17 protein-coding genes and 4 tRNA genes are annotated in these 16,029 nt (G+C 37.0%); 20 read left to right on the forward strand and 1 reads right to left on the reverse strand.

Annotation, left to right across the window (positions count from 1 at the left end):
- Positions 1-2 precede the first annotated feature (2 nt).
- The 4 genes from rsmG to spo0J all read left to right on the forward strand — a co-directional run bounded on the left by rsmG (position 3) and on the right by spo0J (position 3,495).
- Entirely contained in the window at positions 3-722 is a 720-nt protein-coding gene (gene rsmG / locus AC1Q8N_RS18655) for a 16S rRNA (guanine(527)-N(7))-methyltransferase RsmG (protein ID WP_098221283.1), read from the forward strand.
- A 105-nt stretch (positions 723-827) separates the two neighbouring features.
- Positions 828-1,700 (forward strand): nucleoid occlusion protein, encoded by an 873-nt coding sequence (gene noc, locus AC1Q8N_RS18660; RefSeq protein ID WP_000799025.1) that lies wholly within the window; start codon positions 828-830, stop codon positions 1,698-1,700.
- Between the two features lie 189 nt (positions 1,701-1,889).
- Positions 1,890-2,651, forward strand: coding sequence for a sporulation initiation inhibitor protein Soj (soj, locus tag AC1Q8N_RS18665; protein ID WP_000516117.1), 762 nt, complete (start codon positions 1,890-1,892; stop codon positions 2,649-2,651).
- Complete coding sequence (gene spo0J, locus AC1Q8N_RS18670; protein ID WP_001051814.1) at positions 2,644-3,495, forward strand: stage 0 sporulation protein Spo0J; 852 nt, start codon at positions 2,644-2,646, stop codon at positions 3,493-3,495. The genes soj and spo0J overlap by 8 nt, the downstream gene beginning before the upstream one ends.
- 20 nt (positions 3,496-3,515) lie before the next feature.
- On the opposite strand, the gene yyaC is transcribed toward spo0J, so the two are convergent.
- Positions 3,516-4,112 carry a spore protease YyaC gene (yyaC, locus tag AC1Q8N_RS18675; RefSeq protein WP_098642885.1) on the reverse strand — a complete coding sequence of 199 codons (597 nt, stop codon included), beginning with the start codon at positions 4,110-4,112 and terminating at the stop codon, positions 3,516-3,518.
- 260 nt (positions 4,113-4,372) lie between these two features.
- Here yyaC and AC1Q8N_RS18680 point away from each other — a divergent pair, with 260 nt between their 5' ends.
- The 16 genes from AC1Q8N_RS18680 (at position 4,373) to walR (ending at position 16,029) form a co-directional block, all read left to right on the forward strand.
- On the forward strand, positions 4,373-5,230 hold the full coding sequence (locus AC1Q8N_RS18680; protein WP_000362298.1) for a mechanosensitive ion channel family protein: 858 nt from the start codon (positions 4,373-4,375) through the stop codon (positions 5,228-5,230).
- A gap of 20 nt (positions 5,231-5,250) precedes the next feature.
- Complete coding sequence (locus AC1Q8N_RS18685; RefSeq protein ID WP_000436051.1) at positions 5,251-5,448, forward strand: DUF951 domain-containing protein; 198 nt, start codon at positions 5,251-5,253, stop codon at positions 5,446-5,448.
- Positions 5,449-5,563: 115 nt separating this feature from the next.
- Positions 5,564-6,664 carry a redox-regulated ATPase YchF gene (gene ychF, locus AC1Q8N_RS18690; protein WP_000524660.1) on the forward strand — a complete coding sequence of 367 codons (1,101 nt, stop codon included), beginning with the start codon at positions 5,564-5,566 and terminating at the stop codon, positions 6,662-6,664.
- Positions 6,665-6,855: 191 nt separating this feature from the next.
- Positions 6,856-7,146 (forward strand): 30S ribosomal protein S6, encoded by a 291-nt coding sequence (gene rpsF / locus AC1Q8N_RS18695; RefSeq protein WP_001233781.1) that lies wholly within the window; start codon positions 6,856-6,858, stop codon positions 7,144-7,146.
- A gap of 26 nt (positions 7,147-7,172) precedes the next feature.
- The gene (gene ssb / locus AC1Q8N_RS18700) at positions 7,173-7,694 is read left to right on the forward strand and encodes a single-stranded DNA-binding protein (protein WP_000981963.1); all 522 of its coding nucleotides are present in this window, start codon (positions 7,173-7,175) and stop codon (positions 7,692-7,694) included.
- A gap of 44 nt (positions 7,695-7,738) precedes the next feature.
- On the forward strand, positions 7,739-7,972 hold the full coding sequence (gene rpsR / locus AC1Q8N_RS18705; RefSeq protein WP_000918874.1) for a 30S ribosomal protein S18: 234 nt from the start codon (positions 7,739-7,741) through the stop codon (positions 7,970-7,972).
- 80 nt (positions 7,973-8,052) lie between these two features.
- Positions 8,053-8,988 (forward strand): YybS family protein, encoded by a 936-nt coding sequence (locus tag AC1Q8N_RS18710; protein ID WP_141519939.1) that lies wholly within the window; start codon positions 8,053-8,055, stop codon positions 8,986-8,988.
- 78 nt (positions 8,989-9,066) lie between these two features.
- Complete coding sequence (locus tag AC1Q8N_RS18715; protein ID WP_001113891.1) at positions 9,067-11,040, forward strand: DHH family phosphoesterase; 1,974 nt, start codon at positions 9,067-9,069, stop codon at positions 11,038-11,040.
- The gene (gene rplI / locus AC1Q8N_RS18720; RefSeq protein ID WP_000864225.1) at positions 11,037-11,483 is read left to right on the forward strand and encodes a 50S ribosomal protein L9; all 447 of its coding nucleotides are present in this window, start codon (positions 11,037-11,039) and stop codon (positions 11,481-11,483) included. Before AC1Q8N_RS18715 ends, rplI begins: the two co-directional genes overlap by 4 nt.
- A 27-nt stretch (positions 11,484-11,510) precedes the next feature.
- Positions 11,511-12,872: a replicative DNA helicase gene (gene dnaB / locus AC1Q8N_RS18725; protein WP_001286242.1), complete on the forward strand. Its 1,362-nt coding sequence runs from the start codon at positions 11,511-11,513 to the stop codon at positions 12,870-12,872.
- A gap of 215 nt (positions 12,873-13,087) precedes the next feature.
- Entirely contained in the window at positions 13,088-14,377 is a 1,290-nt protein-coding gene (locus AC1Q8N_RS18730; protein ID WP_000100228.1) for an adenylosuccinate synthase, read from the forward strand.
- 141 nt (positions 14,378-14,518) lie between these two features.
- Positions 14,519-14,594, forward strand: a tRNA-Lys gene (locus AC1Q8N_RS18735).
- Between the two features lie 13 nt (positions 14,595-14,607).
- Positions 14,608-14,679, forward strand: a tRNA-Glu gene (locus tag AC1Q8N_RS18740).
- A 22-nt stretch (positions 14,680-14,701) separates the two neighbouring features.
- A tRNA-Asp gene (locus tag AC1Q8N_RS18745) sits at positions 14,702-14,777 on the forward strand.
- Between the two features lie 41 nt (positions 14,778-14,818).
- Positions 14,819-14,891, forward strand: a tRNA-Phe gene (locus tag AC1Q8N_RS18750).
- A gap of 430 nt (positions 14,892-15,321) precedes the next feature.
- A complete protein-coding gene (walR, locus tag AC1Q8N_RS18755) occupies positions 15,322-16,029 on the forward strand; it encodes a cell wall metabolism DNA-binding response regulator WalR (protein WP_000971866.1) in 708 nt (235 codons plus the stop codon).

Raw genomic sequence — 16,029 nt, forward strand, 5'->3', positions numbered from 1 at the left:
AGATGAACATAGAACAATTTCAATCTATGCTAGAAGAGAAGGGTATCACCCTCTCTTCTAGACAGTTAGAGCAGTTCGAAATCTACTTTGAAACATTAGTAGAGTGGAATGAAAAAATGAACTTAACGGCTATTACGGAGAAAGAGGAAGTATATTTAAAACACTTTTTTGATTCCATTACAGCTGCTTTTTATTATGATTTTTCAGAACCATTCTCAATTTGTGATGTTGGCGCAGGAGCTGGATTCCCAAGTATTCCTTTGAAAATCTGTTTCCCGCACTTAAAAGTAACAATTGTAGACTCATTGCAAAAACGTATTAACTTCTTAAATCATTTAGCACAAAAGTTGGAATTAGGTGACGTTGCGTTTTGTCACGATCGTGCGGAAACATTTGGAAAAAAAGAAGGTGTACGTGAATCGTACGATATTGTAATGGCACGTGCAGTCGCGCGTCTTTCGGTATTGAGTGAGCTATGTTTACCACTTGTAAAAGTTGGGGGAACATTCATTGCAATGAAAGGTGCCGCAGCAAACGAAGAAATTGAAAATGGCAAGTATGCTTTAGAGGTGCTAGGCGGGCATTTAAAAGAAATGTCTACGTTCCAATTACCGTTTGAAGAAAGTGAACGTAATATTTTATTAATCGAGAAAAAGCGCAAGACACCAAAGAAATATCCACGCAAACCGGGAACACCCAATAAATTACCTATTGAAAAATAAATCTTATTAGACGTAAGATTAAATTATATAAATGAAAACGTAAATGTTTCATAGGAAACATTTTATGGAGAATAGTCAATAGGCCTAAAAGGTGGTGGAATATGTATGAAAAATACGTTTTCTCGTTTATTTGGCTTTGGAGATAAAGAGAGCGAATTCGAATTACAAGACGAAAGCCATGAAGAAATAGATAAAAAGGTATATGAAGAAATACAAGAAATTCCGATAGTAAATATTACCCCTAACCGTTATCAACCACGAACAGTTTTTGATGATGCACGAATTGAAGAGCTAGCACTAACGATTCGTACACATGGGCTGATTCAGCCGATTGTTGTGAGGCAATATGAGGATGACAAGTACGAGATTATCGCTGGAGAAAGGCGTTTCCGTGCGGCAACAAAGTTAGGGTGGGAAAAGGTTCCTGCAATTATAAAGAACTTAAATGATACAGAGACAGCTTCTGTAGCTTTAATTGAAAACTTGCAACGAGAGGAACTAACAGCAATCGAGGAAGCTGTGGCATATCAAAAGCTAATTGAGTTACATAATTTAACACAAGAAGCATTGGCACAACGACTTGGAAAAGGACAATCCACAATCGCAAATAAGTTGCGATTGTTAAAGTTGCCTGAAGAAATAAAACGTGCGTTATTAGAAAAAAGTATTACAGAACGCCATGCCCGCGCTCTCATTCCTTTAAAGAATGAGGAATTACAACTGAAGGTTTTACAGGAAATTGTGGAGAAACAACTGAATGTAAAGCAAACAGAGGAACGAATTGCGAAATTACTAGAGGAAGCCAAACCGAAGCGTAAGGCAAAGCAAAAAGCAGTAAGTCGAGATACGAGAATTGCCATGAATACAATTAGGCAGTCATTACAAATGGTTGCTGACAGTGGTTTAAATGTTAATTCTGCGGAAGAAGAATTTGATGAGTACTATCAAATTACAATTAAAATTCCGAAGAAAAAATAATAATGGCGTGTTAGAGACCTTATCCTACTGGATAGGTCTCTTTTACTATATTTTCTTGTTAGATGAAGAAGGAGTTTAGAAATAAATTTTGAAGTTTAATAAGGACGTAAAAGAAAAACTTTTATTTCATGTTACAATAAACGTAATTGTTACTAGAATAAGATAGAAAGGTTGAAAGTAGGTGACATCATGGGAAAAATCATTGCTATTGCCAATCAAAAAGGTGGCGTTGGAAAAACAACAACATCTGTTAATTTAGGGGCTGGATTGGCACAAGTAGGTAAAAAAGTCCTTCTTGTAGATATTGACGCTCAAGGAAATGCAACGACTGGTGTGGGAATTGAAAAATCCGAATTAGATCAATGTATTTACAATGTTCTTGTGGAAGATGCAGATGTTCAAGGGGTTATACGTAAAACCGCAACTGAAAACTTAGATGTTCTACCCGCTACAATTCAATTGGCAGGTGCTGAAATTGAATTGGTACCGACTATTTCCCGGGAAGTACGTTTACAAAGGGCATTACAGCCAGTTCGTGATGAATATGACTATATTATTATCGACTGTCCCCCGTCCTTAGGGTTATTAACGATTAATGCATTAACCGCAGCAGATTCTGTTATTATTCCTGTTCAATGCGAATATTACGCACTAGAAGGATTAAGTCAGCTATTAAATACAGTTCGACTTGTGCAAAAGCACTTAAATAAAAATCTAGCAATTCAAGGTGTATTGTTAACGATGTTGGATGCCCGTACGAATTTAGGGATTCAGGTTATAGATGAAGTGAAAAAATACTTTAGGGATAAAGTATACCGTTCGATTATTCCTCGTAATGTTCGTTTAAGTGAAGCACCAAGTCATGGGAAACCAATTATGCAGTATGACGCTAAATCAAGAGGGGCAGAAGTATATATAGATTTAGCAGAGGAAGTGATTGCAGGTGGCTAAAGGATTAGGAAGAGGAATTAATGTGTTTTTTCCTGATTTAGATGTGAAAGAAGAAGAGGCAATTCAGGAGATTGTGATAACTGAATTAAGACCGAATCCATATCAACCACGTAAACACTTTAATAAAGAGGCAATTCAAGAATTATCGGCCTCTATTAAAGAGCATGGCATATTGCAACCGTTAATTGCTAGGAAGAGTATTAAAGGATATGAAATTGTTGCAGGTGAAAGAAGATATCGTGCTGCCAAAGAGGCAGGGCTCGAAAAGGTACCTGCTGTTGTAAGACAATTAAATGAGCAGCAAATGATGGAGTTTGCATTGCTTGAAAACTTACAACGAGAAGATTTAAACCCAATGGAAGAAGCAATGGCATATCAAATGTTAATGAATGAGCTAAATGTAACGCAAGAACAATTAGCAAAACGTCTTGGTAAGAGCAGACCTTACATTGCAAATTATACGCGGTTATTAAGCCTCCCTTCTTTTGTGCAAGATATGATTGCAAATGGTCAACTTTCAATGGCCCATGGGAGAACTTTGCTTACTATAAAAGATGAAGAACAATTGAAATCTTTATTAAAACGAATCGAAAAAGAAGGATTAAACGTTCGTCAATTAGAGAAAATTGTTCAGGAGATTAATCAACGCGTTTCACGTGAAACAAAACAAGTGAAAAAAGAGAGAAACATATTTTTCGTAGAACGCGAAACGTTCTTAAGAGAAAAGTTTGGCACAGATGTGAAAATTAAAGAAACGAAAAAAGAAAAAGGTAAAATCGAAATTGAATTTTTTAATAAAGAAGATTTAAATCGTATTTTAGAATTATTAGCGCAGAAAAACTAAAAAGCAAACCATCTTATTATTTATAGATGGTTTGCTTTTTTTAATACAGATAATTTTTGGTCTGTTTCTTTTATACTTTGTGCAATTACATCAGCCATTTTCATGACTAAACTTAATCTTGTATTTTGCAGGACGAAAAACTCCATAAAACCATTTAGATTTACGATGCCATGAATATGTAAATCACCAACTGCAGGTAATTTTTTGTTCATCGCAGCTCCAGGTTTACTAGGCCCCATTCCGGTAGTGATGGAACCGATGTTTTGAGACTTTCCTAAACAGGCATCAACCGCAATTATAAATGAAGTAGGATTATATTTCTGTATATTCTGAATTTTTTCTTCTAAATTTAGCGCATGCACTGGCTCATCTAGTGTGCCGAACACTTGGAAGTTTTTAATTCCTGCTTGTTCTAGTTTCGTACCGACTAACGGACCGAGTGCATCGCCTGTAGAACGATCTGTTCCGATACAAACGAGAATAATCGGTATATTCGTTTTAATAGGGATATGGGAAAGTAAGAAGTTACTAATTGTCTCGGAGGCTTCTACGTCTTGGTGCATAACATTTTGAGTTTCTTTTTCGAAAAAGGGTAAGCGAAAACTTCCAATATTCATGAAGCATCCATCCTTTTAATAAATTTTCAAAATATGTTATATGGTGAGTAAAATGGAAAACTATAAGTGCGTACTTCCTGTAAAACTTGAGTGAAAACGGAAATAATAGTACTAGTATATATATATTCGTTCCATTTTATACCTGCATAGAAGTTAACAAATGCAATTAAAGTCATAAAAATTTTTCAGAAATCAGGGTGACTTCTGATACAATAAGAAGGATGATTAAAAAGAAATTTTAGCTGGAGAGGTAGAGGTACATGGATTTAGCGTTGAAATGGTTTGAGTCCATTGATTGGACGAATATAGGTGTGAAATCACTAAAAATAGTCGTTATTTTAATACTTGGTGCAATTATTGTGCGAGTTGCGCGTGCAATTGTACGAAATGCGTTTCGTATGGGAAGTCGTTCGCCAATTCAAATTTCAGAACGTCGTACAGTTACAGTAGCGAAGTTACTTGAAAATATTGTGGCATACGTTGTTATGTTCATTATGTTAATTGCGATTTTGGGTGTGTTTAATATTAATGCATCTGGTTTATTAGCGGGTGCCGGGGTAATTGGTTTAGCAGTCGGATTTGGTGCTCAAAGTTTAGTAAAAGATGTTATTACGGGGTTATTTATTTTGCTAGAAGATCAATTTTCAGTAGGTGACTATGTAAAAATTGGTCAGTTTGAAGGTGTCGTTCTAGAAATTGGACTTCGTACAACAAAAGTAAAGAGTTGGACAGGCGAAATTCATACTTTACCAAATGGAAGTATTATTCAAGTTACGAACTATTCAGTTAGTAATAGTGTAGCATTTGTTGATGTATCCATTTCGTATGAGGCTGACATAGCGAAAGCGGAGCAAGTCATTGAAGAGTTATTGGAAGAATTACCTGCACAGTATACGCAAATGGTAGCAAAGCCTCAGTTATTAGGTGTGCAAACATTGGCTGCGTCAGAAGTTATATTACGTGTTATTGCGGAAGTAGAGCCGATGCAACATGCGGTTGTTGCGAGAGCACTTCGTAAAGAAATTAAAAATCGTCTAGATTTACATGGGATTGAAATTCCATATCCACGTATGGTTTTATATAATCGTGAAGAATTGGTGAGTGGAAAAGCAATTTAGTATGGAGAGGGGTTTGGAGAATGGAGCAAAAGCAGTATAACTTGTACGATGTTGTGGAAATGAAGAAAGCCCACCCATGTGGTGAGAATCGCTGGAAAATTATTCGTATGGGAATGGATATCCGCATTAAGTGCGAGGGATGTGACCATTCAGTAATGATTCCTCGAAGAGAATTTGATCGTAAGGTGAAAAAAATACTTGTGAAGCACGAAGAATAGAGAGAAAGTAACAGTTGCAATGGGTAGCTGTTACTTTTTTTCGTTTGGAGGAAACTTGTCATTTTTTTCGTTACTATCTATAATGATGAAAGATTGAGACATAGGAGTGAAAAATATGGGATTAACGGCTGGGATTGTTGGATTACCTAACGTAGGGAAGTCAACTTTATTTAATGCAATTACACAAGCAGGAGCAGAATCTGCAAACTATCCATTCTGTACAATTGATCCAAACGTAGGGATTGTAGAAGTACCAGATGAGCGTTTAAATAAATTAACGGAATTAGTAGAACCGAAAAAAACTGTTCCGACTGTATTTGAGTTTACTGATATTGCAGGTATCGTAAAAGGTGCTAGTAAAGGTGAAGGTTTAGGAAATAAATTCTTATCTCACATTCGCCAAGTAGATGCAATTTGCCAAGTTGTTCGTTGTTTTGAAGACGAAAATATTACACACGTTTCAGGGAAAGTAGATCCAATCGATGATATTGAAACAATCAACTTAGAGCTAATCTTAGCGGATTTAGAATCTGTTGATAAACGTATCGAGCGTGTTGCGAAGTTAGCAAGACAAAAAGATAAAGAAGCAGTATATGAGCATGAAATTTTAGTTCGTTTAAAAGAAGCTTTTGAAGAGGGAAAACCAGCTCGTACTGTTGAATTTACAGAAGAACAAATGAAGATTGTTAAAGGCCTTCATTTACTTACAACGAAAGAAATGCTATACGTAGCAAACGTAAGTGAAGATGATATTATGGATCCTTCTGAAAATAAATATGTACAAATGGTAAAAGAATTTGCTGCAAATGAAAATGCTCAAGTAATCGTTGTATGTGCAAAAATCGAAGAAGAAATCGCTGAGCTAGACGAGGAAGAGAAAAAAGTATTCCTTGAAGAACTAGGCATTGAAGAATCTGGTTTAGATCAATTAATTCGTGCTGCATATGATTTATTAGGACTTGCTACTTACTTCACAGCTGGTGTGCAAGAAGTACGTGCATGGACGTTTAAACAAGGTATGAAAGCACCACAATGTGCTGGCGTAATTCATACAGACTTTGAGCGTGGATTTATTCGTGCGGAAACAGTTTCTTACGAAGACTTAATGACAAACGGTTCTATGACAGCTGCAAAAGAAGCTGGTAAAGTTCGTTTAGAAGGAAAAGAGTATATCGTAAAAGATGGAGACGTTATGCACTTCCGTTTCAACGTTTAATTTAATATTTCCTAGGAAAAATAAAGATATGAGCTTGGCAAATATATTATGTGTTTGCCAAGTTTTTTATGCATGGGTGAGTTGATTCATCTAACTTACTATGATATAATCTAAACTCGTGAGTAATTACTATAAATTAATTGCTCCTTGCCCATTATGGGCCGTTTAGACCAAAAGGAGGTGAAAGTGTAATGAGAAAGTACGAAATTATGTACATCATTCGTCCTGGCGTTGAAGAAGAAGCTCAAAAAGCTTTAGTTGAACGTTTCGCAGGTGTTTTAACAAACAATGGTGCAGAAATCATTAACACGAAAGAGTGGGGTAAGCGTCGTTTAGCTTACGAAATCAACGACTTACGTGAAGGTTTCTACATGATCTTAAACGTGAACTCTAACGCAGAAGCGATTAACGAATTCGACCGTTTAGCTAAGATCAACGAAGACATCCTTCGTCATATCGTTGTTAAAGAAGAAGAAAAATAATTGATATATAAGGGAGAGTGGTTCGATTGATGAATCGTGTTATCCTCGTTGGTCGTTTAACTAAGGACCCTGACTTACGTTACACGCCCAATGGTGTTGCGGTAGCTACTTTTACGTTAGCTGTGAATCGCGCATTTGCGAATCAACAAGGTGAGCGTGAAGCTGACTTTATTAATTGTGTAATATGGCGTAAACAAGCAGAAAACGTAGCAAATTATTTGAAAAAAGGTAGCTTAGCAGGCGTAGATGGACGTCTTCAAACTCGTAATTACGATGGACAAGATGGTAAACGTGTATATGTAACAGAAGTTCTTGCGGAAAGCGTACAATTTTTAGAGCCGCGTAATGGCGGTGGGGAGCAACGTGGTTCATTTAATCAGCAACCATCAGGAGCTGGTTTCGGTAACCAAAGCTCTAACCCATTTGGTCAATCTAGTAATTCAGGTAACCAAGGTAACCAAGGGAACTCTGGATTTACGAAGAATGACGATCCATTTTCAAATGTAGGTCAACCGATCGACATTTCCGACGACGATTTACCGTTCTAATACAGTAAATTAGTTAGTTTTAACAAAGAATGGAGGGAATAGACATGGCAGGACGCAAAGGTGGACGTGCGAAACGTCGTAAGGTGTGTTTCTTCACATCTAACGGCATCACTCGCATTGACTATAAAGATGTTGATTTATTAAAACGTTTCGTTTCTGAGCGTGGTAAAATTTTACCTCGTCGTGTAACAGGAACAAGCGCAAAATACCAACGCAAACTTACAGTTGCAATTAAACGTGCTCGTCAAATGGCACTTTTACCATATGTTGGTGAATAATAGCGTATGAAATGCACAGTAGAGTCGGACTCTACTGTGCATTTTGCTATGCTTTTCTTTTTTGAAAGAGAGGTTAGATGATGAAGAATACGAAATTTATTACTGAGGGTGCAGCGTTGCTGGCTATATATGCAATGTTATTGCTTATATCTATGTATGTTCCAATTTTAGGTACAGTTGTAAAGTTTGCGTTGCCATTGCCGTTTATATTGCTAACGATAAGATATAGATTATCTAACGCCTTTGTAATTTTTACGGCGGCACTTTTTATTACTGTTATTGTCAGTCAACCGATGAACCTAGTAAAGACAACTATGTTTGGATTGATAGGTATCGTTTTAGGATATATGTATAAAAAACAAAAAAAACCGGTAGAAATTTTGATGGCGGGGACGCTTGCGTACTTAATTGGTATTATGCTCATTTATGTTGCAAGTATAAAGTTTTTTAACATAGATTTAATGAAGCAAATGCAAAATATGCTTAATGAAAGTATGGCGCAAAGTGAAAAGATAGTCACTGCTGCTGGTATGCCTATTAGTAAGGAGCAAAAAGAATTATTTGCACAATTTAATGATGTGTTACAAACGTTATTCCCAAGTTTGCTTGTAATGGTCTCGGTATGTTTTTCTTGGATTACAGTTATGATATCAGGTAGTGTTTTGAGAACACTAAAGCATGACGTTATACCTTGGCCTAAATTTAAAGATATACAATTACCAAAGAGTATTGTTTGGTATTACGTTATATTTATTTTGCTATCAACTTTTATAAAAGTAGAACCGACATCATATTTACATATGGTATTTTCTAACCTATATGTCATATTTGCCTTACTACTAGTACTACAAGGTCTGACATTTATCGCTTTTCTAGCGCATAGCAAAGGTTTTACGAAAGGGATTCCTATTATTAGTTTTATTGTCTGCATGTTTATACCGATGTTGTTTCCTCTTGTGACAATCTTAGGTATAATTGATTTAGGGATTTCATTGCGTTCTAAAATAGGAGGATAAAGTAATATTCCTTATACTATTTTAATCTGTTTAACTAACTGAAAGGTGAGTTAGTTTTACTTTATAGGAGTTGTATACATGCCTGAATTTTATAAGAAACAGTGGTTTTTATATCCTGTTTATGTATTGGCATTTTTCGTGTTTGTGCTCATTGCCATCCTCTGTTATTTTCATTTAATTATGGGGATATCCACCTTTTTTATTTTTTGCATTGTACTTTTTGTTGTTATACGCTTTGAACTGACCTTTCAAAGGAATTTCGAGAAGTATACGACAGATATGATTACAAGAGTAAAGAAAGTGAGTAATGAAGCATTTAACCAAATGCCGATTGGTATTTTGTTATACAATAAGGATTATGGGATTGATTGGGCGAATCCTTATTTATCTTCATGTCTAGGACAGCATGCGTTAGCTGGATGGCACCTTTATGATGTATCAGAAACGTTGCTTCTTTTTATTAAGGGAGAAACTTCCGACGATATAGTCTCTTTAAATAACCGAAAGTTTCGCGTTTTTGTAAGGAAAGAAGAAAAGTTAATTTATTTCTTTGATGTAACGGAACAAACAGAGATTGAAAAGATGTACGAGGATCAACGCACTGTTTTGGCTGTCATTTATTTAGATAATTATGATGAAGTTACACAGGGGTTAGATGATCAATTACGTACGAATATCACAAGTCTTGTAACATCACGACTAAATGAATGGGCCGTTAAGTATGGGGCATATTTAAAACGTGCATCTTCAGAAAGATTCTTCGTTGTACTAAATGAGAGTATTTTAGCACAGATGGAGAAAGGGAAATTTAGCATTTTAGATCAGGTGCGTGAAGAAACATCCAAAAGGAATATACCACTCACCTTAAGTGTAGGTGTTGGATCAGGTGATTTACCTTTATCAGAGCTTGGGGCAATGGCTCAGTCCGGTTTAGACCTTGCGCTTGGCCGTGGTGGAGATCAAGTAGCTATTAAACAAGCGACAGGTAAAGTTAAGTTTTATGGTGGTAAGACGAATCCAGTTGAAAAACGTACTCGTGTACGTGCCAGAGTTATTTCGCATGCATTAAAGGATTTAGTATTAGAAAGTAGTAATGTCATTATAATGGGGCATAGGGCTCCTGATATGGACGCAATTGGTGCTGCGATTGGTATTTTAAAGGTAGCGCAATTAAATGAGCGCAAAGGATATATTGTGTTAGATGAAAATGATTCTGATAAGGGAATTAAGCGTTTAATGGATAAAGTGAAACAAAACGAAGAGTTATGGTCTCACTTTATTACCCCAGGACAAGCGATGGAATTTGCAAATGATGATTCATTACTTGTTGTTGTTGATACGCATAAACCTTCAATGGTGATGGAAGAAAAGCTGTTACATAAAATTGAAAATGTAGTTGTTATTGACCATCATCGCCGGGGAGAAGATTTTATTGAAGATCCATTGCTTGTTTACATGGAGCCATACGCTTCTTCCACGGCAGAACTTGTTACAGAATTACTTGAGTACCAACCGAAAAATTTAAAAATGACAATGTTAGAAGCAACGGCACTGTTAGCAGGTATTATTGTTGATACGAAAAGCTTTACATTCCGAACGGGTGCTCGTACGTTTGATGCCGCTTCTTATTTACGCTCACATGGTGCAGATACTGTACTTGTACAAGAGCTTTTAAAAGAAGATATGGATCAGTATTTACGGGTTGCAAAAGCTATTAAAAATGCGTACATTTATACAAATGGAATTGCGATTGCAAAAGTTGATAGTGATGATTACTACGATCAAGTGCTTATTGCGCAATCAGCCGACACATTATTAACAATGACAGGAATTATTGCGTCATTTGTTATTGCAAAACGTGGCGAGAATTTCATTGGAATTAGCGGCAGGTCTTTAGGTGAAGTGAACGTGCAGCTAATTATGGAAAATTTAGGCGGTGGTGGGCATTTAACGAATGCAGCCACACAAATGAAAAATGTTACAGTAGATGAAGCTGAGGAGAAGCTTCGATTTGTTATTGATGACTATTTACAGGGAGGCACACAATCATGAAAGTAATTTTTCTAAAAGACGTAAAAGGTAAAGGGAAAAAAGGAGAAATAAAAAACGTACCAGATGGCTATGCAAATAACTTCTTACTAAAACAAGGATTAGCTGCTGAAGCGACAAATAGTAGTATGAAAACTTTAGAAGCTCAAAAGCGAAAAGAAGAAAAAGATGCAGCAGCAGAGGTTGAAAATGCAAAAGAGTTGAAAGAAACGTTAGAGAAACTAACTGTAGAAGTAAAGGCGAAATCTGGAGAAGGTGGCCGTCTATTCGGTTCAATCACAAGTAAACAAATCGTAGATGCGATGCAAAAATCACATAAAATTAAACTTGATAAACGTAAATTTGAAATGGATGATGCAATTCGTGCATTAGGCTATACAAACGTTACTGTGAAGTTGCATCCGCAAGTAACAGCAACAGTAAAAGTTCATGTTAGTGAACAATAAAAATAAGTTAAGCAAGGAGGATTGCGTATGAGTGATGTAATGGCTGATCGTACCCCTCCGCATAATATAGAGGCTGAGCAGGCGGTTTTAGGGGCCATATTAATTGATCAAGATGCGTTAACGTCAGCATCGGAATTATTGGTACCTGACTCATTTTATCGAACGAAACATCAAAAGATTTTTGAAGTCATGCTTGGGTTATCTGATAAAGGAGAGCCGATTGACTTAGTAATAATGACGTCAGCAATGGCTGATCAAGGATTATTAGAAGAAGTTGGTGGGGTTTCTTACTTAGCAGAATTAGCAGAAGTTGTTCCAACCGCTGCTAACGTAGAATATTATGCACGAATCATCGCTGAAAAGGCGCTATTACGTCGTTTGATTCGAACAGCGACTCATATCGTGTCTGATGGGTATGAGAGAGAAGATGACGTGGATGGTCTTTTAAATGAGGCTGAGAAAAAAATATTAGAAGTATCTCACCAAACGAATGCAAAAGCATTCCAAAACATTAAAGATGTTCTTGTAGATGCTTACGATAAAATTGAACTTTTGCATAATCAAAAAGGTGAAGTTACTGGGATACCAACTGGATTTACAGAATTAGATAAGATGACCGCAGGTTTCCAGCGAAATGATTTAATCATCGTAGCGGCACGTCCATCAGTAGGGAAAACCGCATTTTCATTAAATATCGCACAAAACGTAGCGACGAAAACTGATGAAAATGTAGCGATTTTTAGTCTAGAGATGGGCTCTGATCAGCTTGTTATGCGTATGCTTTGTGCAGAAGGAAATATTGATGCGCAAAGACTGCGTACCGGTTCATTAACTTCTGATGATTGGGCAAAATTAACAATGGCGATGGGGAGCCTTTCTAATGCTGGTATCTATATTGATGATACACCAGGGATTAAAGTAAATGAGATTCGAGCGAAATGCCGTAGATTAAAGCAAGAACAAGGTCTAGGGATGGTTTTAATTGACTATTTACAGCTTATTCAAGGAAGCGGGAAATCAGGAGAAAACCGTCAGCAGGAAGTATCTGAGATTTCTCGTACATTAAAAGGGATTGCGCGTGAATTGCAAGTGCCTGTTATTGCCTTGTCGCAGTTATCTCGTGGTGTAGAATCTCGTCAAGATAAACGTCCGATGATGTCTGATATTCGTGAATCGGGAAGTATCGAGCAGGATGCTGATATTGTAGCCTTCTTATATCGTGAAGATTACTATGACCGAGAAACGGAAAATAAAAATACGATTGAAATTATTATTGCAAAGCAGCGTAACGGTCCCGTAGGCTCAGTAGAGCTCGCATTCGTTAAAGAGTTCAATAAGTTCGTTAACTTAGAACGTCGCTTTGAGGATGGACATGCGCCGCCTGCATAAAGATAGTATAAAAAAGAAATGCATTTCTTATAATAAGATGTGTTTCTTTTTTTTTATAGGAAAGATAAGGCTTTCATAGTGTGAAAATATAATTCTTACGAACGAAAATGTTTTTTAATAAAAAAATGTTCGCTTTTTGGTTGACTTCTTTTTCGGTTTTGGTACAATTATATTGTTTGAATAGATCGTTTGAAAATCGCGGAGGTGCTTTAATAATGTCTTCAGTAGTAGTTGTAGGAACACAATGGGGCGACGAAGGAAAAGGTAAAATCACTGATTTTCTTTCTGAGCATGCGGAAGTAGTTGCAAGATATCAAGGTGGAAATAACGCGGGACATACAATTGTTTTCGGCGGAGTTAAATATAAATTACACTTAATTCCATCTGGTATTTTCTATAAAGAGAAAATTTGTGTAATCGGAAATGGCTTAGTAGTAGATCCGAAAGCATTACTTGAAGAGTTAAAATACTTACACGATCGTGGTGTAAGTACTGATAATTTACGTGTAAGTAACCGTGCGCACGTTATTTTACCTTATCACTTAAAACAAGATGAATTAGAAGAAGCAAGTAAAGGTGATAACAAAATCGGTACAACGAAAAAAGGTATCGGTCCTGCATATATGGATAAAGCTGCTCGTATTGGTATTCGTATGGCTGATCTTTTAGACCGTGAAGCATTTAAAGAAAAGCTTGAGCGCAATTTAGTAGAAAAAAATCGTTTATTTGAAAAAATGTACGATACAGAAGGTTTCAGTGTAGAAGAAATCTTCGAAGAGTACTTCGAGTACGGACAACAAATCGCGCAATATGTATGTGATACGTCTGTTGTATTAAATGATGCACTAGATAACAATCACCGTGTATTATTTGAAGGTGCACAAGGTGTTATGCTTGATATCGACCACGGTACGTACCCGTTCGTTACATCTTCTAACCCGATTGCTGGTGGTGTAACAGTTGGAACTGGAGTTGGTCCTGCGAAAGTTACTCGCGTTGTAGGTGTGTGTAAAGCATATACAAGCCGCGTAGGTGATGGTCCTTTCCCTACTGAGCTTCATGATGAAATTGGTCATCAAATTCGTGAAGTTGGTCGTGAGTATGGAACGACAACTGGTCGTCCGCGCCGCGTAGGTTGGTTCGATAGCGTTGTTGTAAGACATGCACGTCGTGTTAGTGGTTTAACAGATTTATCATTAAATTCTATCGACGTTCTAACAGGTATTCCGACTCTTAAAATTTGCGTTGCTTACAAATACAATGGCGAAGTGATAGATGAAGTTCCAGCAAACTTAAACATTTTAGCGAAATGTGAGCCTGTATACGAAGAGCTTCCAGGTTGGACAGAAGATATTACTGGTGTAAAATCATTAGACGAGCTTCCTGAAAATGCACGAAAATACGTAGAACGTGTTTCTGAGTTAACAGGAATTCAATTATCTATGTTCTCAGTTGGACCAGATCGTAACCAAACAAATATTGTTCGTAACGTATACGAAGCTTAATTGATATTTTTGAGAAAAAACTCATGTCCGCATGAGTTTTTTCTTATCTTTTATAAAAAAATAAAAAAAGGTATTGCACAAAACAAAGAAAACATGTTATGATACATCTTGTCGTCACGAAAATATGACGTTGGTGAGTATGAGCCATTAGCTCAGTTGGTAGAGCATCTGACTTTTAATCAGAGGGTCGAAGGTTCGAATCCTTCATGGCTCACCATTTTATTTTTCGTGGCCCGTTGGTCAAGTGGTTAAGACACCGCCCTTTCACGGCGGTAACACGGGTTCGAATCCCGTACGGGTCATGTTTTTTTTATGTTCATTTTTGGTCCCGTGGTGTAGTGGTTAACATGCCTGCCTGTCACGCAGGAGATCGCCGGTTCGACCCCGGTCGGGACCGCCACTTTTGTTTATACCACCATTAGTGGTTTTATATATAGTTTTGGCTCGGTAGCTCAGTCGGTAGAGCAGAGGACTGAAAATCCTCGTGTCGGCGGTTCGATTCCGTCCCGAGCCACTCTCAGGATATTAAGTGGGCCCACTTAATATCCTTTTTATTTGTGTAATTTTACAAAAGTGAGTAGTTATTTTAAAATAGAATGAGAAGCCTCTAGCAGTTGAAGCTAGAGGTTTTTCTATAGATCGTATAGGATTCCGTGTAAAAGTGGATCATACATGAGTCTGTGAGAATAGAGGAGAAAGTACTTAAGCAAAAGATGCGGTCATATAGGGACATACTATGTAGACATCAATGTGTTTAGGGATATTGACCATATTTTTACCCGCTATTTGCCGGGCGGTAAGACCCCACCCAAAAATTCAGCGAAGGTAAAGAAGTTAAGTGTGGGATTAACGGCCCGTAAATGCCCGATTGGTTCAACTAATAGTCGGTATGGGATGAAGAACCCCAGCGATTAAAGTTTCACTTTATAAGGAGGAAATAGACGATGATGGGAAAGAAAATTTTAGTAGTTGATGATGAAAAGCCGATTGCGGATATTTTGAAGTTCAACCTAGAAAAAGAAGGTTTTGAAATTGTAATGGCGCATGATGGTGATGAAGCGATTGAAAAAGCGAATGAAGAGCAGCCAGATATGGTTTTATTAGATATTATGCTACCAGGTAAGGATGGCTTAGAGGTTTGCCGTGAAATACGTAAAAGCTCAGAAATGCCGATTATTATGCTTACAGCAAAGGACTCTGAAATTGATAAAGTATTAGGGCTTGAGCTTGGAGCAGATGATTATGTAACGAAGCCATTTAGTACGAGGGAATTACTTGCTCGTGTGAAGGCGAATTTACGTCGCCATCAACAAGGTGGTGCTGCAGAAAAAGAAGAAAATACGGAAATGGTTATTGGACCAATCGTTATCAATTCAAATGCGTATAGTGTAACGAAACGTGAGGAAAATATTGAACTTACACATCGTGAATTTGAGCTACTACATTATTTAGCCAAACATTTAGGACAAGTTATGACTCGTGAGCATTTATTGCAAACAGTTTGGGGTTATGACTATTTTGGAGATGTACGTACAGTGGATGTAACAGTGCGTCGTTTACGTGAAAAAATTGAAGATAATCCAAGTCATCCTACTTTAATTGTAACTAGACGTGGAGTAGGATATTACTTGCGTGACCCAGAGCAGGAATAG

The organism is Bacillus sp. GW823-FHT06B01 (genome assembly GCF_058952315.1).